Source organism: Pseudomonas sp. PvP009 (assembly GCF_017832995.1).
In the GTDB taxonomy this organism is placed as follows: domain Bacteria; phylum Pseudomonadota; class Gammaproteobacteria; order Pseudomonadales; family Pseudomonadaceae; genus Aquipseudomonas; species Aquipseudomonas syringae.
In genome coordinates, this window is record NZ_JAFIBG010000001.1 from 1,967,376 (window position 1) to 1,988,291 (window position 20,916).

Annotated in this window: 19 protein-coding genes; 12 read left to right on the forward strand and 7 right to left on the reverse strand. The window is 59.8% G+C overall.

From position 1 onward, the window contains the following. Positions 1–58 precede the first annotated feature (58 nt). The 11 genes from iolD (at position 59) to JOE29_RS08805 (ending at position 13,457) form a co-directional block, all read left to right on the forward strand. Entirely contained in the window at positions 59–1,996 is a 1,938-nt protein-coding gene (iolD, locus tag JOE29_RS08755; protein WP_044313214.1) for a 3D-(3,5/4)-trihydroxycyclohexane-1,2-dione acylhydrolase (decyclizing), read from the forward strand. A 68-nt stretch (positions 1,997–2,064) separates the two neighbouring features. Then, positions 2,065–3,075: a Gfo/Idh/MocA family oxidoreductase gene (locus JOE29_RS08760; protein ID WP_210079390.1), complete on the forward strand. Its 1,011-nt coding sequence runs from the start codon at positions 2,065–2,067 to the stop codon at positions 3,073–3,075. Between the two features lie 52 nt (positions 3,076–3,127). Further along, the gene (locus tag JOE29_RS08765; protein ID WP_074954646.1) at positions 3,128–3,988 is read left to right on the forward strand and encodes a sugar phosphate isomerase/epimerase family protein; all 861 of its coding nucleotides are present in this window, start codon (positions 3,128–3,130) and stop codon (positions 3,986–3,988) included. Between the two features lie 66 nt (positions 3,989–4,054). Continuing rightward, complete coding sequence (locus tag JOE29_RS08770) at positions 4,055–5,074, forward strand: Gfo/Idh/MocA family oxidoreductase (RefSeq protein WP_004417202.1); 1,020 nt, start codon at positions 4,055–4,057, stop codon at positions 5,072–5,074. Positions 5,075–5,326: 252 nt separating this feature from the next. Continuing rightward, positions 5,327–5,497: a hypothetical protein gene (locus JOE29_RS08775; RefSeq protein WP_154219789.1), complete on the forward strand. Its 171-nt coding sequence runs from the start codon at positions 5,327–5,329 to the stop codon at positions 5,495–5,497. Positions 5,498–5,541: 44 nt separating this feature from the next. Then, positions 5,542–6,477: a sugar ABC transporter substrate-binding protein gene (locus JOE29_RS08780; protein WP_210079392.1), complete on the forward strand. Its 936-nt coding sequence runs from the start codon at positions 5,542–5,544 to the stop codon at positions 6,475–6,477. A gap of 69 nt (positions 6,478–6,546) precedes the next feature. Next, complete coding sequence (locus JOE29_RS08785) at positions 6,547–8,124, forward strand: sugar ABC transporter ATP-binding protein (protein WP_016568489.1); 1,578 nt, start codon at positions 6,547–6,549, stop codon at positions 8,122–8,124. Positions 8,125–8,171: 47 nt separating this feature from the next. Then, entirely contained in the window at positions 8,172–9,197 is a 1,026-nt protein-coding gene (locus tag JOE29_RS08790) for an ABC transporter permease (protein WP_003370536.1), read from the forward strand. A 302-nt stretch (positions 9,198–9,499) separates the two neighbouring features. Beyond that, on the forward strand, positions 9,500–9,904 hold the full coding sequence (locus JOE29_RS08795; RefSeq protein ID WP_002554078.1) for a TraR/DksA C4-type zinc finger protein: 405 nt from the start codon (positions 9,500–9,502) through the stop codon (positions 9,902–9,904). Between the two features lie 192 nt (positions 9,905–10,096). After that, positions 10,097–11,701: a methyl-accepting chemotaxis protein gene (locus tag JOE29_RS08800; RefSeq protein ID WP_210079394.1), complete on the forward strand. Its 1,605-nt coding sequence runs from the start codon at positions 10,097–10,099 to the stop codon at positions 11,699–11,701. 271 nt (positions 11,702–11,972) lie between these two features. Further along, on the forward strand, positions 11,973–13,457 hold the full coding sequence (locus JOE29_RS08805) for a DUF2235 domain-containing protein (RefSeq protein WP_044313210.1): 1,485 nt from the start codon (positions 11,973–11,975) through the stop codon (positions 13,455–13,457). A gap of 19 nt (positions 13,458–13,476) precedes the next feature. On the opposite strand, the gene JOE29_RS08810 is transcribed toward JOE29_RS08805, so the two are convergent. Next, positions 13,477–13,716: a DUF2789 domain-containing protein gene (locus JOE29_RS08810; protein ID WP_003391670.1), complete on the reverse strand. Its 240-nt coding sequence runs from the start codon at positions 13,714–13,716 to the stop codon at positions 13,477–13,479. A 443-nt stretch (positions 13,717–14,159) separates the two neighbouring features. On the opposite strand from JOE29_RS08810, the gene JOE29_RS08815 reads away from it, so the two are divergent. Next, positions 14,160–14,627: a hypothetical protein gene (locus JOE29_RS08815; protein ID WP_003349255.1), complete on the forward strand. Its 468-nt coding sequence runs from the start codon at positions 14,160–14,162 to the stop codon at positions 14,625–14,627. 18 nt (positions 14,628–14,645) lie between these two features. Here JOE29_RS08815 and JOE29_RS08820 read toward each other — a convergent pair whose 3' ends face one another. From JOE29_RS08820 to JOE29_RS08845, 6 genes are read right to left on the reverse strand one after another with little or no spacing between them, the layout of a single operon-like run. Further along, complete coding sequence (locus JOE29_RS08820) at positions 14,646–15,026, reverse strand: Na+/H+ antiporter subunit G (protein ID WP_003391671.1); 381 nt, start codon at positions 15,024–15,026, stop codon at positions 14,646–14,648. Then, complete coding sequence (locus tag JOE29_RS08825) at positions 15,023–15,301, reverse strand: K+/H+ antiporter subunit F (RefSeq protein ID WP_002554071.1); 279 nt, start codon at positions 15,299–15,301, stop codon at positions 15,023–15,025. The genes JOE29_RS08820 and JOE29_RS08825 overlap by 4 nt, the downstream gene beginning before the upstream one ends. Further along, positions 15,298–15,786, reverse strand: coding sequence for a Na+/H+ antiporter subunit E (locus tag JOE29_RS08830; RefSeq protein ID WP_003319342.1), 489 nt, complete (start codon positions 15,784–15,786; stop codon positions 15,298–15,300). Before JOE29_RS08830 ends, JOE29_RS08825 begins: the two co-directional genes overlap by 4 nt. Continuing rightward, on the reverse strand, positions 15,783–17,468 hold the full coding sequence (locus tag JOE29_RS08835; protein WP_003427086.1) for a monovalent cation/H+ antiporter subunit D: 1,686 nt from the start codon (positions 17,466–17,468) through the stop codon (positions 15,783–15,785). The genes JOE29_RS08830 and JOE29_RS08835 overlap by 4 nt, the downstream gene beginning before the upstream one ends. After that, a complete protein-coding gene (locus JOE29_RS08840) occupies positions 17,465–17,809 on the reverse strand; it encodes a Na+/H+ antiporter subunit C (RefSeq protein WP_002554068.1) in 345 nt (114 codons plus the stop codon). The genes JOE29_RS08835 and JOE29_RS08840 overlap by 4 nt, the downstream gene beginning before the upstream one ends. Then, a complete protein-coding gene (locus tag JOE29_RS08845; protein WP_024692196.1) occupies positions 17,809–20,727 on the reverse strand; it encodes a monovalent cation/H+ antiporter subunit A in 2,919 nt (972 codons plus the stop codon). Before JOE29_RS08845 ends, JOE29_RS08840 begins: the two co-directional genes overlap by 1 nt. Between the last annotated feature and the right edge of the window lie 189 nt (positions 20,728–20,916).

Here is a 20,916-nt window from a genome sequence, read left to right on the forward strand (position 1 = left end):
CTTCAGCCGTCAGGCCGGCTCAAACCCTGGCCACCTCAAACAAGAACAAGGTGCGAACATGAGTACAACCCGACTGACCATGGCCCAGGCCCTGGTGAAGTTTCTCGATAACCAGTACGTCGAAGTCGACGGCGTACAGAGCAAATTCGTCGCCGGCATTTTCACTATTTTCGGGCATGGCAACGTGCTGGGGCTTGGGCAGGCGCTGGAGCAGGACAGCGGCGACCTGGTGGTCCATCAGGGCCGTAACGAGCAGGGCATGTGCCACGCCGCCATCGGTTTTGCCAAGCAGCACCTGCGTCGCAAGATCTACGCGTGCAGTTCATCGGTCGGCCCTGGCGCGGCGAACATGGTCACCGCTGCGGCAACGGCCTCGGCCAACCGCATCCCGTTGCTGCTGTTGCCGGGCGATGTCTACGCCAGCCGCCAGCCCGATCCGGTGCTGCAGCAGATCGAGCAGTTTCACGACCTGAGTATCAGCACCAACGACGCGTTCAAGGCGGTGAGCAAATACTGGGACCGCATCAACCGGCCCGAGCAGTTGATGAGCGCAGCGCTCAATGCCATGCGCGTACTGACCGACCCGGCCGACACGGGCGCCGTTACCCTGGCGCTGCCTCAGGATGTGCAGGCTGAAGCCTACGACTATCCGGATAGCTTCCTGCAAAAACGCGTGCACCGTATCGACCGGCGTCCGCCAAGCAAGGCCATGCTTGACGACGCGTTGCAACTACTTGTCGGCAAGCGCAAGCCGTTGCTGATCTGCGGCGGCGGGGTGCGTTACTCCGGCGCGGCGGATGCCTTGCAAGCCTTTGCCGAGCGCTTCGATATCCCGTTCGCCGAAACTCAGGCCGGTAAAAGTGCCATCGTTTCGGCGCACCCGTTGAACATGGGCGGCATCGGCGAAACCGGCACGCTGGCGGCCAATCGGCTGGCCAAAGAGGCTGACCTGATCATCGGCGTAGGCACCCGTTACAGCGATTTCACCACCGCGTCGAAATGGCTGTTTCAGAACCCGGATGTGCAGTTTCTCAACCTCAATGTCGGTGCATTCGATGTGCAGAAACTGGACGGCGTGCAGGTCCTGGCCGATGCGCAGATGGCATTGCAGGCGCTGACCGAAAGCCTCCAGGCCTGCGGTTATCGTGCGGCCTGGGGCGATGCACCGCGATCGGCACGTGCCGAGCTGGATGCCGAGGTGGATCGCCTGTACGCGGTCGAGTACCAGCGTGAGGATTTTGTCCCGGAAATCAACGATCACCTGGACCCTGCCGTGCTGCGCGATTTCATCGAGCTGACGGGTTCGTGTCTGACTCAGAGTGGTGTATTGGGCATCCTCAACCAGAGCCTGCCTGCCGATGCGGTGATCGTTGCAGCAGCGGGCAGCTTGCCGGGTGATCTGCAGCGCGCCTGGCGCAGTACCGGAGTCGACACCTATCACGTCGAATACGGTTATTCGTGCATGGGTTATGAGGTCAACGCCGCACTGGGCGTGAAGCTCGCAGCGCCGCACCGCGAAGTCTTTGCGCTGGTCGGCGATGGCTCTTACATGATGCTCCATTCGGAACTGGCCACCTCGATCCAGGAGCTGCGCAAGATCAACGTGGTGTTGCTGGACAACATGACTTTCGGCTGCATCAACAATCTGCAGATGGAGCACGGCATGAACAGCTTCGGCACCGAGTTCCGCTTCCGCAATCCGGAAACCGGCAAGCTCGACGGTGACTTTGTGCCAGTGGATTTCGCCATGAGTGCTGCCGCCTATGGCTGCAAGACCTACAAGGTGAGTACTGCCGAACAACTGCGCCAGGCGCTCGTCGATGCGCAACGTCAGACCGTGTCGACGCTGATCGACATCAAGGTCCTGCCCAAGACGATGATCCACAAATACCTGTCGTGGTGGCGTGTCGGGGTTGCCGAAGTGTCGACCACCGGCACCACCGCTCAAGTGTATGAAAAGCTCAGCCGCGAGCTGCTCAAGGCTCGTCAGTACTGATCACTTTTATCGTTCAGCGCTCGTGATCCGTTCACGGGTACATCCAATAACAAAAAAGGAACATGAAAATGGCATTGAAACTCGGCGTGATCGGTACAGGCGCAATCGGTCAGGATCATATCCGGCGTTGCAGCAAAACGCTGGTCGGCAGTCAGGTGGTGGCCGTCACCGACATCAATCTCGAACAGGCAGCGAAGGTGGTGCGCGATCTGGACCTCGGCGCCGAAGTGTATGCCGACGGGCACGCATTGATCGCCGCGCCGGATGTCGAGGCGGTCCTGGTCTGCTCCTGGGGGCCCAGTCACGAAGAATATGTGCTGGCAGCCATCGCTGCGGGCAAGCCGGTGTTCTGCGAAAAGCCGCTGGCAGTCACTGCCGAAGGCTGCCGGCACATTGTCGAAGCCGAGATCGCCAGTGGCAGGCGTCTGGTACAGGTAGGGTTCATGCGCCCTTATGACCAAGGCTATCGCGCGCTCAAGGCAGTGATCGACAGCGGCCAGATTGGCGAGCCGCTGATGCTCCACTGCGCGCACCGCAACCCGCGGGTGGGCGAGAATTACAAGACCGACATGGCCATCACCGATACGCTCATTCACGAACTCAACGTGCTGCGCTGGCTGCTCGACGATGACTACGTGTCGGTGCAGGTGGTATTCCCGCGCAAGACCAGCAAGGCCCTGGCGCACATGAAGGACCCGCAGATCGTGATGCTGGAAACGGTCAAGGGCACACGTATCGACGTCGAAGTATTCGTCAATTGTCAGTATGGCTACGACATCCAGTGTGAAGTCGTCGGCGAGACGGGTATTGCCAGACTGCCGGAGCCCTCTCAGGTCCAGTTGCGCAGCGAAGCGAAGCTGTCCAACGCGATTCTGATGGACTGGAAAGACCGCTTCATCGCTGCTTACGACGTCGAGTTGCAGGACTTCATCGACGGCGTCAAAGCGGGGACCCTCTACGGCCCTTCGGCCTGGGACGGCTATGCCGCCGCTGTGGCCGCCGATGCCTGCGTGCTGGCGCAGAACACGGGTGCAGTCGTGCCGATCGCGCTCGCCATGCGTCCGGTGTTCTATAACTGACCATCCTGCGGTTAAACAGGACATCTCTTGAAAGGAATAAAAGGGAGGCATCATGCGTATTGCACTGGACCCTTACATGTATCGCCATCTGTCACTGGGGGCGATGGTCGATAAAACCGCGGAGCTGGGCTATGACTATATCGAGCTGTCGCCGCGTGAAGATTTCATGCCATTTTACAAATACCCGCGGGTGGATCGGGCGCGGATCAGGGAGTTTCGCAAAGCCCTGAGTGATGCCGGGGTGAAACTCTCCTCGTTGCTGCCGCTGTACCACTGGGCTGCGCCAGATGAAGACCTGCGTATTGCAGCGGTTCGCAACTGGAAACGTGCCATTCAGCTCGCCGTTGAGATGGACTGCGACCTTATGAATACCGAGTTCAGCGGGCAATCCGACCATGCGCTGGTCTGTGAAAACCAGTTCATGAAATCCATGGATGAATTGATGCCGCATTTCGAGCGTGAAGGTATAAAGCTCGATATTCAGGCGCACCCCTACGATTTCTGCGAGCGCAGCAACGAGTCGGTGGATATTATTCGCGGGCTCGATCGGGACTGGATCAACTACCTGTACGCGGCACCACACACTTTCTTCTACGACGATGGCGTTGGTGATATCGCTTCGATGCTGCGCTATGCCGGCGACAAGCTCACGCATCTGATCATTGCCGACACCTATAATCACCGGGCTTCTTCCAACCTGCGCTACATCGTCAACCCGCCCGGCGTGACGGCGACGGTGCATCAGCACCTGGACATCGGCCAGGGCGAGGTGAACTGGGAGGCGTTCTTCTCGACGTTGCGGGACATCAAGTTCGACGGCATTGCCACAGTGGCGGTATTTGCCTGGGAGGAACGCGCAGATGAATCGAGCCGATTCATGCTGGAGCGGGTCAAAAGCGAGCTGCTCCGTTGAAACGGCGGCATCAACTACACAACCGACGGCTGCGGCCATGAGGTTCATGGACTACAGGAGACATGCATGCGAGCAGGGCTGGTGGGCTATGGCAAAGGCGGGCGTTACTTTCATGCGACGCTGATTTCAAGTTTGCCGGGTGCCACGTTTGTGGGTGTGGTAACCCGTTCACCCGAGCGCAAACAGGAAGTGGCCAAAGACCATCCCGGCGTGGCGACCTTCGATACGCTGGTCGATCTGGTCGCTGCCGGGGTTGATGTGGTGGTGATTTCCACACCGCTGGCCTCGCGCCGAGCGTTGATCCTCGAAGCGATAGAACTGGGTATCGGGGTGGTCAGCGACAAGCCCTTCGCCAGTGATGCAGCGCAGGCGCGCGAGCTGGTGGAAGCGGCCGAGCGCCGTGGCGTACTGCTCAGCGTTTATCAGAACCGCCGCTGGGATTCGGACTTCCTCACCGTGCGCAAATTGCTCGACAGTGAGGCGCTGGGCGCGGTCAGCCGGTTCGAGTCCAGCATCGAGCGTTATTCGCCACGGTCTGTCGGCAAAGCCAGCGGCGGTGGCGTGCTGCGTGACCTGGGCAGTCATCTGGTGGATCAGGCGCTGGTGCTGTTCGGGCCGGTCGAACGGGTGTATGCCGAACTGCAATTCGCTGCGCCGCAAGACGAACTGGACCACACGTTCTTCGTTTCCCTGAGCCATGCCAGCGGCGTGACTTCACACCTTTCCGGCAGTTGCCTGCAAAACAGTGCCAAACCGCGTTTCAGGGTCAGTGGGGCGAAGGGCTGTTACAGCGTCGATGGGCTGGACGGCCAGGAAGAGGCCGCCTTTGCCGGGCTCACGCCAAAGTCCGAGGGCGAGCGCTGGGGTGTCGAGGAGCATCGGCGCTGGGGCTGGTTCGAGCAGGGTGAGCATCGCGAGCGTGTACCGTCGGAGCGCGGTTGCTGGCTTGAGTTCTACCGCCAGCTGCAAAGCGCTGTCGACGAGCAGGGCAGTAATCCGGTCAATCCACACGATGCGATAGCCTCTGCGCAGGTCATGGATGCCGCGCGCCTGAGCGCTAGAGAGGGGCGGGTCGTAGTGCTGTAGCCATCGCGCACTGCAGCGCATCCAGCAGCCCGTTATCGAAGAGAGCCTGACGCTTGCCATGCGTCAGGCTTTGTCGTTTCTGCAACCGCACAAAATGAAATGGAATAAAATTCTAAAATCAGTTGAATTGGAAAATATTTTCCAATAGAGTCTTTTTCAGGTTACCGACTATCGAATCCCTCGCGTTTTGAAGGTTTTTCAGATCACGAGATGCAAGCCCTACAAAAACAAAACAAAAGATAGGTACTGTCGATGAAAACCCCTACCTCTGGCGTCACCGCCAAGCGTTCTGCCACCCCGTCATTCTGGATCCGGACCCTGGAGCGATTTCTCACCGTCGTCGCCCGGGGCCTGTGCGTGCGCCACAAGGATGCGCAACTGTTCTGCATCCCCGGTGCTACCGGAATCCGCCTGTCACGCTGATTTGCTGCATCCACACAACAACAAGAATTTGGAGACAGATCCTCATGAAGACCAAGATTGCTTTGACCTCGTTGGCGATGGCGCTGATGCTGGGCAGCGGTGCAGCTTTGGCCGATATCAAGATCGGTGTGGCTATGTCGCAGTTCGATGACACCTGGCTGACCTACCTGCGTGACGACATGAATGCCAAGGCCAAAGTCATGTCCACGACCGAGAAAGTGGACCTGCAGTTTGTCGATGCCCGCGCGGACGTCAACAAGCAGCTTGATCAGGTCAAGGACCTGATCAACAAGAAAGTCGACGCGCTGATCGTCAATCCGGTCGACACCGCTGCTACCGCGCGGATCACCAAGGAAGCGGTCGCCGCCGGTATCCCGCTGGTCTACGTCAACCGCCGCCCGGACGATCCGAAGCTGCCAGCAGGCGTCGCCACCGTGACGTCGGATGACATGGAGGCCGGTCGACTTCAGGCGCAATACATCGCTGACAAGATGGACCACAAGGGCAGTGTCATGATTTTGCTGGGTGACCTGGCCAACAACTCCACGCAAAACCGCACCAAGGGCATCAAGGAGGTGTTGGCCAAGTACCCGGACATCAAGATAGACCAGGAGCAGACTGGTACCTGGCTGCGCCAGAAGGGCATGGACCTGACCAACGACTGGCTCACTCAAGGGCGCAAATTCAACGCGGTGCTGGCCAACAACGATGAAATGGCCATTGGTGCGGCGATGGCGCTGAAGCAGGCAGGCGTCGGCAAGGGCAACGTTTTCGTCGCCGGTGTCGACGGTACCCCGGACGGACTGAACGCCGTGACCAAGGGCGATCTGGCCGTATCGGTCTATCAGGACGCGAAAGGGCAGGCCGACGGGGCGATAGATGCCGCGGTGAAACTGGCCAGGAAGGAAAAGGTCGAGCCCCAGGCGATCATCATTCCCTATCGCCTGATCACCCCTGAAAACGTCGCCACTTTCAAATAACAACGATCGTCAGGCCCGGCAGGGCACGCAAATGCTCTGCCGCAGCCTGCCGCTTGAGGAGTTGTGATCATGTTCGGTTCTGCTACTGCCAATCCGCCCGCGCAACGCGATCTGCCGTCCGGCGACGGGGATGGCGGGGCGCCTGACGCCCAGGCCCCGTATCTGCTGGAAATCAGCCATGTCACCAAGGGCTTTCCTGGCGTGGTTGCGCTCAATGATGTGCAACTGCGTGTTCGCCCTGGCAGCGTGCTGGCGCTGATGGGAGAGAACGGAGCCGGAAAATCCACCCTGATGAAAATCATTGCGGGCATCTATCAGCCGGACGCGGGCGAAATCCGTCTGCGTGGCAAGCCGGTCCGCTTCGAGACGCCTCTTTCAGCGTTGCAGGCAGGCATCGCCATGATCCATCAGGAACTGAACCTGATGCCGTTCATGAGCATTGCCGAGAACATCTGGATCGGTCGCGAGCAGCTCAACGGCCTGCACATGGTTGATCACCGCGAGATGCATCGCTGCACTGCCGAGCTGCTGGAGCGCCTGCGAATCAAGCTCGATCCCGAGGAACTGGTCGGCACGCTGAGCATCGCCGAGCGGCAGATGGTGGAGATCGCCAAGGCCGTGTCATACAACTCGGACGTGCTGATCATGGACGAACCGACCTCGGCCATCACCGAAACCGAAGTCGCTCACCTGTTCTCGATCATCAGCGACCTGCGTGCCCAAGGCAAAGGCATCATTTACATCACCCACAAGATGAACGAAGTCTTCGAAATCGCCGACGAAGTGGCGGTGTTCCGCGACGGTGCCTACATTGGTCTGCAGCGCGCTGAAAGCATGGATGGCGACAGTCTGATCACCATGATGGTGGGCCGGGAACTGACCCAGTTGTTCCCCGAACGGGAGAAACCGGCAGGCGATGTGTTGCTGTCCGTCAACCGGCTGAGCCTGAACGGCATTTTCAAGGATGTGAGCTTCGACCTGCGTGCCGGGGAGGTGCTTGGCATTGCCGGGCTGATGGGTTCCGGGCGCACCAATGTAGCCGAGACGCTGTTTGGCATAACCCCCAGCGACAGCGGCGAGGTGCGCTTCGATGGCAAGACGGTGCACATCGGCGATCCACATCAGGCCATCGAACTGGGTTTTGCGCTACTCACGGAGGACCGCAAATTGACTGGTCTGTTTCCATGCCTGTCGGTGATGGAAAACATGGAGATGGCCGTGCTGGCCAACTATGCCGGCAACGGTTTCGTGCAACAGAAGGCCTTGCGCGCCCTGTGCGAAGACATGTGCAAAAAGCTTCGGGTCAAGACGCCGTCACTGGAGCAGTGCATCGACACATTATCCGGGGGTAACCAGCAGAAGGCGCTGCTGGCGCGCTGGCTGATGACCAACCCCAAGGTACTGATTCTGGATGAGCCGACACGCGGTATCGACGTGGGGGCCAAGGTGGAAATCTACCGCCTGATCTCCCTGCTGGCCAGTGAGGGCATGGCGGTCATCATGATTTCCTCTGAGCTGCCGGAGGTGCTTGGCATGAGTGACCGGGTCATGGTCATGCACGAAGGCGAAATGATGGGCATCCTTGATCGCAGTGAAGCGACCCAGGAAAAAGTCATGCATCTGGCCTCCGGCCACAAGGTTCATTGAGTTCGCACTACAGGGCTCGGTAGAAGAAGAACAAGAGGATAACGAACATGAGCGACGCGATTCTGCAAAATAAACCGGCCATGACGCCGACCAGAAGCAAACGGCGGCTGCCCACCGAACTGAGCATCTTTCTGGTGCTGATCGGCATCGGCCTGATCTTTGAACTGTTCGGCTGGATCGTCCGTGATCAGAGCTTCCTGCTCAATTCCCAGCGTCTGGTACTGATGATCCTGCAGGTGTCGATCATCGGCTTGCTGGCCATCGGCGTGACCCAAGTGATCATCACCACCGGCATCGATCTCTCCTCCGGCTCGGTGCTTGCGCTTTCAGCGATGATTGCCGCAAGCCTGGCTCAGACTTCCGACTTCTCCCGGGCGGTGTTTCCGTCGCTGACCGACCTGCCGGTGTGGATTCCGGTCGTTGTCGGTCTCGGCGTCGGGCTGCTGGCGGGCGCCATCAATGGCAGCATCATTGCCATAACCGGTATTCCGCCGTTCATTGCCACGCTGGGCATGATGGTCTCTGCGCGCGGCCTTGCACGCTTCTACACCGAAGGTCAGCCGGTCAGCATGCTCTCCGACTCGTACACGGCCATTGGCCAGGGCGCGATGCCGGTGATCATCTTCCTGGTGGTGGCGGTCATCTTTCACATAGCCCTGCGTTACACCAAGTACGGCAAGTACACCTACGCCATTGGCGGCAACATGCAGGCGGCACGCACCTCGGGGATCAACGTCAAGCGCCATCTGGTCATCGTCTACAGCATCGCCGGGCTGCTGGCCGGGCTGGCGGGTGTGGTTGCCTCGGCGCGAGCGGCAACCGGGCAGGCCGGGATGGGCATGTCCTACGAGCTGGACGCCATCGCCGCTGCGGTCATCGGCGGCACTAGCCTTTCCGGAGGGGTCGGGCGGATTACCGGTACGGTTATCGGTGCGCTGATCCTCGGCGTGATGGCCAGCGGTTTCACCTTTGTTGGTGTAGACGCCTATGTTCAGGACATTATCAAAGGCTTGATCATTGTCGTGGCCGTGGTAATCGATCAATATCGCAACAAGCGCAAGACCAAGCGCTGATTCCATCACCTGCATCAAAGGGCCTTTCAAGGCCCTTTTGTGCGTTGGAGTTTGCAGGAACCGATTCGTTGTCAGTGGGTCAGAGCCTCATCAAGCAACCTGCTGGCCAGGTCTTTCGCCCGCACTTGAAGGGTTTTAAGGTATTTGCTGTACAAAAATCCTTCAATTGTGTTGCCGAGCCCGCTAGCCGGCCTTAGACTGCCGCCCCTCGTAAATTGAGTGCCAGGTGGCGCTTGGAGATTATTGGTTTGTACGGCAACGTCAGGCCGCTCCTCAATGCACGTTTTTTTATAGAGAAATAAATGACAAAGGAAAAGTTGCTGGCCATGCCGGCCGATGACTACATGAACGCCGAGCAGCACGCTTTCTTCGTCGAGCTGTTGCAGGGCATGAAGGTCGAGATCCATGAGCGTATCGAGCAGAGCCGCATTGCGATCGAGAGCCTGGACACGCCTGCCGATCCGGCTGACGCTGCTTCGGTCGAAGAAGAGCGTCACTGGCTGGTCAACGTGATCGATCGCGACCAGCGCATGCTGCCACAGTTGGAAATGGCCCTTTCGCGTATTGCCGATGACACCTTCGGCTGGTGCGACGACAGCGGCGAGCCAATCGGCCTCAAGCGCCTGCTGATCAGCCCGACCACCAAGTATTGCATCGAAGCGCAAGAGCGCCACGAGCAGATCGACAAGCACCAGCGCCAGGCCTGATAGACAGGTAACAGCGGCTGAGTGTCCAGACCGGGAGGCAAGCAATTGCCTCCCGGTTTTGTTGTGCCCGGAATTTGTCGAAAACGCGTTGACGTCCATCGCCCGGTCGCTACGACCAACAGCGCATGGCACAAGGCCGTTATCTGGCGTTTAATAGCGCCATAACGACAATGACAGACGGGGTGACGCAACATGGCCGACAACCTATCCATGGCAGCCGGATTACCGCTGGCCGATACGCCCGACGCTGCATCGAGGTGGTGGGTGCCGGCGGTGCAAAGCGTGGTCCTGTGCCTGTTGCTCGCCGCCATGAGCGTTGCAGGCCTGTCGCTGTATGTCGTCGTTCCGCTGGCGTTGTTGGTGGTCTGGTTGCCGCGCCTGGTGCGCAGCAGGCAAGCGCTTCCAGGCAGCGCGGTGGGCGACAGCGATATCGCCTTGCTGACCCGCGATCTGTCGCGCACCACCAGTCATAACGCGCTGTCCGCGGCCCAGGTGGCCTTTTCGGTCGGGCAACTGGCTGGCAAGGTGCAGTCGCAACTGGGGGCTGCCGAACAGATCGTCAGCAGTGCCGAACAGATGATCGCCACCGAGCAACAGACAGCCCAGTTGAGTCAGCAGGCATTGGTTGCCGCCAGCGAGGCGCGCCAGCGCAGCGAATCGGGCAGCAGCGTGCTGAATGAGTCCATCGAACGCATGCACCGCCTGAGCAAGCGTGCCGTCGGCAGCCGTGAGCTGATCGAGGCACTCAGCCAGCGCAGTGAAGAGATCCAGCGTGTGACGCTGGTCATTCAGTCGATTGCCAGCCAGACCAACCTGCTGGCGCTCAACGCCGCCATCGAAGCGGCGCGGGCTGGCGAGCACGGACGCGGTTTTGCGGTGGTTGCCGACGAAGTCCGTGGTCTCGCCGGTCGCACTGCCAGTGCCACGGGCGAGGTCGGGCAGATGGTGGCGGATATCCAGCAGCGCACCGCACAAGTCGTGGAGCAGATTCGTGAGCTGTCGTCCGATCTGGATGTGGGTGTCGAGCAGGTCGAGCTGACCGGCGAGCACCTGGGCAATATCGCCCGGCTTGCGGTCGAACTGGAAAGCCAGGTCGGCGAAATCGCGCAGGGCGCGAGGAGCAATCAGGATCAGTTGGCGAGCCTGTTCGACGCTGTCGAGCACATGCGCAGTGATCTTTCTGTCAGCGATGAGCAGACCCGGCAACTGGCCAAGTCCGCAGTGCAGATGGAGGAGCAGGCCGAGACTATCAGTCAGCGCCTGGCGCAGGTCGGTCTGGATGAATACCACCAACGCATTTACGACCTGGCTCGTGAAGGCGCGCGAATGATCAGCGAAAAATTCGAGGCCGATATCGAACAGGGGCGCGTCAGCCTTGATGACCTGTTCGACCGCAATTACAAACCCGTCGCCAATACTTCACCCACTCGCTTTACAACACGTTTCGACCGTTATACCGATCAGGTATTGCCAGCACTGCAAGAACCGCTGCTGTCGCGCCACGAAGGTCTGGTATTTGCCATCGCCTGTACCCAGCAAGGCTATGTGCCGACGCACAACAATGCCTTCAGCCAGCCCTTGACCGGCGATGCCACGCTGGATAACGCGCGCAATCGAAGCAAGCGCAAGTTCGATGACCGTACCGGCATTCGCTGTGGCAGCCACCAACAGCCGGTCCTGCTGCAAACCTACACGCGAGACACCGGTGAACTGATGCACGACCTGTCCGTGCCGATCCTGGTCAACGGCCGACATTGGGGCGGCCTGCGCTTGGGGTACAGGCCGCAAGGCCGCTGAGACGCGTAACCGATCATTCAGGCCGGCAAAAGGGCTGGCCTGTTAGTTGGTTTTTTCAAAGAAATAACTAATCAGCAAAGTTGCTGGCGCGTGTGTAGGTTTTTAGTTGAAGGTAATAAAGTCATGGCGATAGAAGTTGTAGGAGCTGTCTGAAAACGTGCAACATGGCTTGACTGCTCACTGTCTTTAAGCAAGCTGTTTAAATCAACGTTATTTACGTTTTGATTTAAGCGCAGCCTTTTCATGGCTTGCCTCTAGGGACGGAAGTGTTATGAGCGATAAACGGAGTTCTCAACAGTCAGCAGCCCTTTCAGATGTGGTGACACGGCGCGTCACGGCGCGGGTAGGGATTTTCTTCGATGGGACGGGAAATAATCGCGTCAATAGTCAGATCGGAGCCGACTGCCAGGCATTGATGGAGATCAATGAGGGGCAGCATATTAAAGCGTGCGCGGGTCGTCATGTTCAGCCTGGCAGTAGTTACAGTAATGATCCAAGCAATATAGCCAGACTGGTCGATATCTACCGTCTGCAACCTGTTGCCGAAAATGACGGTGAAGGCCTGAAGGTGTATTACCCGATCTATGTAAGCGGGGCCGGCACCACCTCCGGTGGACGTGATTCGGTATGGCCGGGGCAGAGTTTCGGTCGCGGGGCCACCGGTGTGATCTCCAAGGTGGAAAACGCATTCAAAAAGCTGGAATCGGTATTGAAAGCGTTTCCCCGCGACAACCCGGATTGTGTGCTCGAAGCGCTGGAACTGGACGTGTTCGGCTTCAGCCGAGGTGCAGCGTCGGCCAGGCATCTGGTCAATGAAATACTCAAGCAGCGTTCGGGCATGCTCGAGCCGATACTTGAAAGCCGCAAGGCCAGGCTGAGCGACAGTTTCAGCTGGAGCAACGGCAGCGTACGGCTCAAGGTCATCGGTCTGTTCGATACCGTTGCAGCCATCGGCAGCTTCAAGGACATGGGCAATACCCGCGATGCGAGCAACAGGAGAGTCAATCTGTACCTGCCTCCGGGGTGTGCGCAGCAGGTGTTGCATCTGGTGGCCCGCGATGAGTCACGGCGCAACTTTGCGCTGAACAGCGTTCGGCCCGTGTGGCCCAGGGAAATCGTTCTGCCCGGTGCACATTCCGATATCGGTGGGGGTTACCCTCCACAGATGGAGGAAAGCGTATTGCTCACGCGTCCCCGCAGCAGTGTGGTCAGCCGTGGCAGCCCGTGCGAGGAGGCACCAAGCTGGAAGGAGGCACAGGCTGAATTGAACCGAATGAACCGCGATCACTGGATCGACCCGCTCGATAGTCAGGCCTGGCTGGGGGTTCAGGCTTGCGAGAGCAAGTGTTATCCGTGCAGGAAAAGCCTGAATGGCATGAGTACAGTTGTTGCCGCAGTGGGGATGGGCCGCCAGGTATTTGGCCACCTGTCGAGGGTATCGTTGCTGGTGATGCACACACTGGCGTGTGACGAGGGCGTGCCTTTCAATCCGGTGCCACTAACCCCCGAATTCCAGCTGCCTCCCGAGCTCGAGAACATCTCTAGCCGGCTGATCGACTATGCGCGAGGCGGGCCTTACCTGCTGGACAGTCATGAAGAGGCATTACTGCGCTGGCGCTATATCCATCAGTCTGCGCACTGGAATGCAGTGGTCGGCAGAGTGGGTACATTAGGCGACGCTGTTTTCGTCCACGCACCCCAGTCAGGCGGCCGGATATTGCATCCCAATATCGGCCAGCCCGGTTATCCGCAATAGGCCTCAACGCCCGAGTGGCTCACTCGGGCTTTTTGTGAAGACGCACGTTCAGTTCGTCGACCACCATCGCCCATTCGGCATCTTCGTGCAGCTGCTCCTTGAGAAAGTCAGACTGACGCGGCGTCCAGAACTCTGCGTCGATCAGTTTGACGTCGTCGGGCAGAGGATGGCTGGCGATAAACTTTTCGATGCTGTCATCATCGGAGTCCAGCGCCAATTGGGCGAACAGGTCGTTGATGGTAGTTGTAGTCTGTTCCATGTCATCTCCTCGCCGGGGGTTATCCCCGTATTCATCAGTTCTTATGGGAGTAGTGGGCACAGGCAAGAGTTCGATGCATTTGGCTGTGCAGGAAAAGATGGCTTTTTCTACAGCGGCTATAAATGATATGTTTCTGCTATCGCAGGACGCACACATTGCAGGCTGGAACCCGTCCAGCCTTTGCGCCGTGCCCGGGCTGACCTTTATTTTCGGGGCCCCAGCGCTTGCGCGACACTGCTGTGTACAAAAGGTATATATCCCGTAGCTGCCATGAGCCGGTAGAATCCGCCACCCGCCTGCACAAGGTTTGCGGCGGCGCTGTCTGCGCTTCTGCGTGCAGCATGCCGGAAAATTTCCGGCCACATGAAGCGGTCTATGGATGAATCACTTTCTCGACTGCCCTGACATCAGGCAGCCTCATTTCATGTTTGAGGGTTTGTACTTTGGCTGTAAGTAATCTGGATACCCATGCCTTGTTCGTGCTCGGCGACCTCCGCGCACAATTGGTCAAGCAGTTTCAATCCCGTTTTGTCTACATCACCGAGCAATCAGCCGAAGGCATCTATATCGCCGAAATCGACACCGAAAGCGCATTGGTCGTCGACGACAAACCTCGCCTTGAGCTCAAGGTGGGCGACCATTTCCGCGCGTCTGTTCTGCCCAGCCGCGAGGGCGGCAAGCTCGAATTGAAATTCCGCGAAATCAAGACCACCGTGTACGGGCTGGGCGAATATGCCTTCGTCGACGTCCCCGAAGGTCACGGTATCGTGTTCAAGGAAGGTCAGACCGTGTTCATGGTTTTCGCTGCGAAAGAGCAATTGCAGATCGGCATGAGCAAGCTTCTCAAAGGCGCCGTCGGCAAGGCTGCCAAATGGCGCAAGGGCGAGCTGACGTTCAAGGCCAGCGAGTAACACTGGCCAGACGTTGATTCAGCCGCCTGCCGATTCTCCGTTGCCGGTACCGCTGCTGACCTCCGCGGGCACGTCGTCACCGGCCATGCGCTTGCGGAACAGCGCCGTTCGCGCCAGCAACAGCGTAGTCACCGGTACCGTGATCGCCAGCAATACCGGGATCAGCCAGGCGTGGATCACCGGCTCCGCCTTCAGCGCCGAAAAGTAGATGATCGACGCCAGCGCAACGCACCAGGCGCCCAGCGTCGACGCGAGGGCGGGTGGATGCATGCGCTGGAAAAAGTCCTTGAGGCGCAGCAGCCCCAGAGCACCGGTCAAGGCGAACAGGCTGCTGGCGATCAGCAGCCCGGCGGTCAGTATTTCCACCCAGAAGGGTACTGTGTTCGGCAGTCCGGTCATTCGATCACTTCTCCGCGCAGCAGGAACTTGGCCAGAGCGAACGAGCCGACGAAGCCGAACAGGGCAATCAGCATGGCCGCTTCGAAATACGTGTCACTGGCGTAGCGAATGCCAAGCACCAGCATCATCAGCATGGCAATGATGTACAGATAGTCCAGCGCCAGTACCCGGTCCTGGGCCGAAGGCCCCTTGAGCAGGCGCAGCAGGGTGATCACCATCGCCAGGGCGAAGATCAGCAGGCTGATCAGGATGGCGTTGTCGAGCAGTGCACTCATTGAAAGATCTCCATCAACGGTCGCTCATAGGTGGTTTTGAAGTGCTCGATGAATTGCGCTTCGTCCTCCAGGTCGAAGACATGCATCAGCAGCACGCTGCGATCCAGTGCCAGCTCCGACCACACCGTTCCGGGGACTACCGTGGTGACCATCGCCAGCGCGGCGAGGCCGTGAGCGTTGTGCAGGTCCAGTGGAATGCGCACGAAGGCCGAGCGTGGCGGACGGCTTTCGAGCCGCCAGACGCTCAGGCCGACCTGCACGTTGGAGACCACCACGTCGCGTCCCACCCGCCATAGAAACTTCAGGATCGTGCCGGGTTTGCGAATACGTACCGGCAGCGGGCGCAAAGGAGCCATCAACAGCGGCGCGAGAAAACCCAGCACCGCGCCCAGCAGCAGGTGACCGGGGCTAATCGACAGGTTCAATACCAGCCAAAGCAGCCAGAGTGCCAACGAGAGGAGAGGGGCGGGAAACAGGCGTTTCATGGCTGTCCCTCCGCATCGACTTCCTGGCTGGTGGGGCCCGGTATCGGGCGTGTGGCGAGCACTGACTGCACGTACTGCTTGGGCTCATGCAGCGCTGCAGCGGTGTCCTGGGTGTAGCGCAACAAGGGTTCGGCCTTGAAGGTCAGCGCGATACACAGACCCAGAAGAATGATGATCGGCAGGCATTCGTTGCGGCGCAGCATCGGCGAAGGACGCTCGTGTGGCGTCCAGAAACGTTGCGTGCCGAGCCTTGAAAAAGCGATCAGCGACGCCAGTCCGGAAAAGATCAGCAGGCCGATCAGCATCCACGCCTGAGTGGAAAGCGCCTCATCCTTCGCGACGTCCAGGCCCAGCGGGTTCATCAGGGCGCTGATCAAGGTGAGCTTGCCGATGAACCCCGAGAGCGGCGGCATGCCGATGATCAGCAAGGCGCAGGCGATAAAACTCAGGCCCAGAAAAGCCATGGTCATGGGAATGACCTGACCGACCACGACCTTCTGTTCGTCGTCCAGGTTGGCGCCGGGCGGCGGATGCAGAGACTCCAGGGTACGAGGCAATTGATCCACGTCGTATTCCAGAGGGATCTCGTTGGCCGAGCGGGAGCGTTCGATCAGTTCGCCCAGCAGGAACATGGCGCTCAATGCCAGCGTCGAGCTGACCATGTAGAACAGCGCGCCCGAGGTCAGGCTCGGTTGGGCGAAGCCAACGGCGGACAGCAGAATGCCTGCTGACACCAGTATGCTCAGACTGGCGAGTCGTTCCAGGCGCTGGGCGGCGATGATGGCGATGGCTGCGGTGAAAATCGTCGCCATGCCGCCGTAGATCAGCCAGTCGCCGCCGAAGAAGGCCGACGCACCGGCCTGACCGGAAAACAGCAGGGTCCACAGGCGCAGCAGGGTGTAGACCCCCACTTTGGTCATGATCGCAAACATCGCCGCCACCGGCGCGCTGGCTGCCGAATAGGCGGGAACCAGCCAGAAGTTCAGCGGCCACATGCCAGCCTTGGCCAGGAACGCCGTGGCCAGAATTGCAGCCCCCGCGTGCAGCAGGCCCAGATCGGACTCCGCTACCTGCGGGATCTTGATGGCCAGGTCGGCGAAGTTCAGCGTGCCGGTCACCCCGTAAATCAACGCTGCACCGATCAGAAACAGCGACGACGCCAGCAGGTTGATCGAAATGTAATGCAGGCCCGTCGACACCCGTGCCCGGCCGGAGCCGTGCAGCATCAGGCCGTAGGACGCCGCGAGCAGTACTTCGAAGAACACGAACAGGTTGAACAGATCCGCAGTCAGGAACGCGCCGTACAGCCCCATGAGCTGGATCTGGAACAGCGCGTGGAAGCTGGCACCGGCCCTGTCCCAGCGAGCCAGCGCGAACAGCAGGGCGCAGACCCCGACAATCCCGGTCAGGACGAGCATCATCGCTGACAGGTGGTCGACCACCAGCACGATGCCGAACGGCACGCCCCAGTTGCCCGGCAGATAGACACCGATCGAGCCGCTGCTGCCGCTGTGTTGCACCCAGAGAAACAGCGCTACGGAAATGCCCAGCCCGAGGATGCTGGAAAACAGATTGATACGGCCCTTGAGCGGCCGGTGCTTTTCGCCCAGCCAGAGCATCAGCCCGGCGGTCAGCAGCGGCAGCAGGATGGGCGCGATGATCAGTTGGTTCATCCAGCTCATGCCTTGGGCTCCCGGCCATCTACATGGTCGGTGCCGGTCAGGCCCCTGGAGGCGAGCAAGACCACCAGAAACAGCGCGGTCATGGCGAAGCTGATGACAATCGCGGTCAGCACCAGCGCCTGTGGCAACGGATCAGTGTAATTGAGCAGGTCCTGAGGAATGCCGTCCTTGATGATCGGCTCTCTGCCGATGAACAGGCTGCCCATGCTGAAGATGAACAGGTTGACCCCGTACGACAACAGGCACAGCCCCATCACTACCTGGAAGGTACGTGGCCTGAGGATCAGCCAGACGCCCGAGGCGGCCAGTACACCGATGGCGATTGCAATGACTTCTTCCATCAGAGGATTCCTTGCGGGTTGGCGACAGGCTTGGGCAACTGCGTCGGCCGATGGCTGCGCACCGACTGGTGCGCCAGTGCGGTGAGAATCAGCAGCGTCGAGCCGACCACCACGGCGTACACGCCGACATCGAAGAACAGCGCGCTGGCAATGTGAATATCACCCAGGATCGGCAGATCGACATGGGCGGTGTGGGTGGTCATGAACGGATAACCCAGCGCCATCGAGCCTGCGCCAGTCAGAACCGCGCATAACAGGCCCGTGCCCATCCAGCGTAGCGGGCGCAGGCTCATTTGCGCCTCGACCCACTGGGTGCCTGCCACCATGTATTGCAGAATGAACGCCACCGACATCACCAGCCCGGCAACAAACCCGCCGCCAGGCTGGTTGTGGCCGCGGACGAACAGGTACATCGAAATGATGAAAGCAATAGGCAGCAGCAATCGAACCAGCGCTGCCGGAACCATCATGAAACCGAGCGCGGTATCGCTGGCGCTGCGCGGGTTGACCAGGTCCGTTACCACGTCACGGGCCAGCAGGCGCTGTTGTGCGGGCAGCAGAATGCTTTCCTTCGGTGGGCGGAAGCGTCGCAACAGGGCGAACACTGTCATGGCGACCGCCGCCAGCACGGTGATCTCGCCGAACGTGTCGAAGCCGCGGAAATCCACCAGCATCACGTTGACCACGTTGGTGCCGCCGCCCTGGGGCAGCGCACGACTCAGGTAGAAGGACGAGATGGCGTTGGGCGTCTGGCGGGTCAGCATGGCATAGGAGAGTATCGCCATGCCCAGCCCTACGAGCACCGCCAGGCCGAAGTCGCGGATGCGTCGGGTGCGGGCACGCAGGCGTGCGCTGAGCGGGGCGACGTCTTCATTGCGTCGCGGCAGCCAGCGCAAACCGAGCAGGATCAGCACGGTGGTCACCACCTCCACGACCAGTTGCGTCAGTGCCAGATCAGGGGCCGAGAACCAGACGAAGGTAATGCAGGTCATCAGCCCGCAGACGCTGACCATCACCAGTGCCGCCAAACGGTGATATTTACCCTGCCAGGCCGCGCCTATGGCGCAGGCAATCGCGATGAGCCACAGCGTGACAAACACCCCGGAACCCGGAATCTTCGGTCTGTCGCCCCAGGTCAGGCCGCTGAAATACATCGGAATGAAACCGCCCAGTACCGCCGCGAGCACCAGCAGAAACAGTTGCGGCTGCAGGCGGCGAGTGCTGACCTTGCGTTCGAAACGGCGTGCCCAGTGCATCATCACCACCTGACTGCGCTCGAAAAAGCGCTTGCCATTGAGACGTCCCACCAGCGGCGGGGCGGTGATGCGCTCGTGCTTGAGCGGCTTGCGCAGTAATAGATACAGAATGATACCGCCCGCCATTGCCACCAGGCTCATGACCATCGGCAGGTTCCAGCCGTGCCAGATCGCCAGGCTGTATTCGGGCAGTGTGCCACCGACCACCGGACGCGCAGCGGCGGCGAGCAGGGGCGCGACCGATTGCGCCGGGAAAATCCCCACCACCAGACACGTCAGCACCAGCAGTTCGACCGGCGCACGCATCCAGCGCGGCGGTTCGTGGGGCAAGTGCGGCAGATCCTTGGCCGCCGGACCGAAAAACACATCGACCGTGAAGCGCAGCGAATAGGCAACGCTGAAGATCCCGGCGATGGTCGCGATCACCGGCAAGGCAATCTCGACCCAGGCAGTGGCGGAAATAAACACGGTTTCGGCAAAGAACATTTCCTTGGATAGAAAACCGTTGAGCAGCGGCACGCCGGCCATCGACGCGCTGGCGACCATCGCCAGTGTCGCGGTGTAGGGCAGCAGCCTTACCAGACCACTGAGACGCCGGATATCGCGGGTTCCGCTCTCGTGGTCGATGATGCCGGCGGCCATGAACAGCGACGCCTTGAAGGTCGCGTGGTTGAGAATATGGAACACCGCAGCCACCGCAGCCAGCGGGCTGTTGAGGCCGAGTAGCAGGGTGATCAGGCCCAGGTGGCTGATGGTCGAATAGGCCAGCAGGCCCTTGAGGTCATTCTGAAAGATGGCCGCGTAGGCGCCGAGAATCAGCGTGCAGGCACCCGCGCCACTGACGATCCAGAACCATTGCTCGGTGCCGGACAGCGCCGGCCACATGCGCGCCATGAGAAACACCCCGGCCTTGACCATGGTCGCCGAGTGCAGATACGCCGACACCGGCGTGGGGGCCGCCATAGCGTGCGGCAGCCAGAAATGGAAAGGGAACTGGGCGCTTTTGGTCAGTGCGCCGATCAGAATCAGGGTGAGTAACACCGGGTACAGGGCGTGCGCACGAATCGCGTCACCGGAGGCCAGAACACGGTCCAGGTCGTAACTGCCTGCCACATGGCCGAGGATCATCATGCCGGCCAGCAGCGCCAGACCGCCCGCACCGGTAACCATCAGCGCCATGTACGCGCCGCGTCGGGCATCGGCCCGATGGTGCCAGTAGCCGATCAGCAGGAACGAGAACAGGCTGGTCAGCTCCCAGAAAAACACGATCTGAATCAGATTGCCGGACATCACCAGTCCGAGCATGGCGCCCATGAAGGCCAGGAAAAACGCAAAGAAGCGCGGCACCGGATCGTCAGGCGACATGTAATAACGCGCGTACAGCGAGACCAGCGCACCGATGCCCAGCACCAGCATCGAGAACAGCCAGGCGAAGCCGTCGATGCGCAGAACGAAGTTCATGCCCAGGCTTGGCAGCCAGAAATACTCTTCACGAATCACGCCGCCGTCGGCGATCTGAGGGAACCACAAGGCCATCTGCACCGCGCCGATGAGGGCGATCAGACCGGCCAGAAACGATTCCGCATTACGCGCGTTGTGCGGCAAAAAGGCCGCCAGACAGCTGCCGATGAAAGGCAGAAGCAGTAGAACTATCAGGGACATAGGCTTCTAATCTGCAGGGGAATGTCAAGCATCATACGTGCCAGACACTCCGATACCAAAGGGACGGTTTCCGAAATTTCCTACAAAAAGTGTCTGCTTTTTTAATTCGGTAAATAATTACTTCTGATGCAGCGATATGTATTTGAAATAGCTTTGAAGAAGCAAGGTGTTTCATGGCTGGCAAAGCCC

Bases quoted from the DNA above. Each gene is read 5' to 3' on its own strand.
- iolD (WP_044313214.1), top strand. From the start codon at position 59: ATGAGTACAACCCGACTGACCATGGCCCAGGCCCTGGTGAAGTTTCTC.
- JOE29_RS08760 (WP_210079390.1), top strand. From the start codon at position 2,065: ATGGCATTGAAACTCGGCGTGATCGGTACAGGCGCAATCGGTCAGGAT.
- JOE29_RS08765 (WP_074954646.1), top strand. From the start codon at position 3,128: ATGCGTATTGCACTGGACCCTTACATGTATCGCCATCTGTCACTGGGG.
- JOE29_RS08770 (WP_004417202.1), top strand. From the start codon at position 4,055: ATGCGAGCAGGGCTGGTGGGCTATGGCAAAGGCGGGCGTTACTTTCAT.
- JOE29_RS08775 (WP_154219789.1), top strand. From the start codon at position 5,327: ATGAAAACCCCTACCTCTGGCGTCACCGCCAAGCGTTCTGCCACCCCG.
- JOE29_RS08780 (WP_210079392.1), top strand. From the start codon at position 5,542: ATGAAGACCAAGATTGCTTTGACCTCGTTGGCGATGGCGCTGATGCTG.
- JOE29_RS08785 (WP_016568489.1), top strand. From the start codon at position 6,547: ATGTTCGGTTCTGCTACTGCCAATCCGCCCGCGCAACGCGATCTGCCG.
- JOE29_RS08790 (WP_003370536.1), top strand. From the start codon at position 8,172: ATGAGCGACGCGATTCTGCAAAATAAACCGGCCATGACGCCGACCAGA.
- JOE29_RS08795 (WP_002554078.1), top strand. From the start codon at position 9,500: ATGACAAAGGAAAAGTTGCTGGCCATGCCGGCCGATGACTACATGAAC.
- JOE29_RS08800 (WP_210079394.1), top strand. From the start codon at position 10,097: ATGGCCGACAACCTATCCATGGCAGCCGGATTACCGCTGGCCGATACG.
- JOE29_RS08805 (WP_044313210.1), top strand. From the start codon at position 11,973: ATGAGCGATAAACGGAGTTCTCAACAGTCAGCAGCCCTTTCAGATGTG.
- JOE29_RS08810 (WP_003391670.1), bottom strand. From the start codon at position 13,716: ATGGAACAGACTACAACTACCATCAACGACCTGTTCGCCCAATTGGCG.
- JOE29_RS08820 (WP_003391671.1), bottom strand. From the start codon at position 15,026: ATGACCGGACTGCCGAACACAGTACCCTTCTGGGTGGAAATACTGACC.
- JOE29_RS08825 (WP_002554071.1), bottom strand. From the start codon at position 15,301: ATGAGTGCACTGCTCGACAACGCCATCCTGATCAGCCTGCTGATCTTC.
- JOE29_RS08830 (WP_003319342.1), bottom strand. From the start codon at position 15,786: ATGAAACGCCTGTTTCCCGCCCCTCTCCTCTCGTTGGCACTCTGGCTG.
- JOE29_RS08835 (WP_003427086.1), bottom strand. From the start codon at position 17,468: ATGAGCTGGATGAACCAACTGATCATCGCGCCCATCCTGCTGCCGCTG.
- JOE29_RS08840 (WP_002554068.1), bottom strand. From the start codon at position 17,809: ATGGAAGAAGTCATTGCAATCGCCATCGGTGTACTGGCCGCCTCGGGC.
- JOE29_RS08845 (WP_024692196.1), bottom strand. From the start codon at position 20,727: ATGTCCCTGATAGTTCTACTGCTTCTGCCTTTCATCGGCAGCTGTCTG.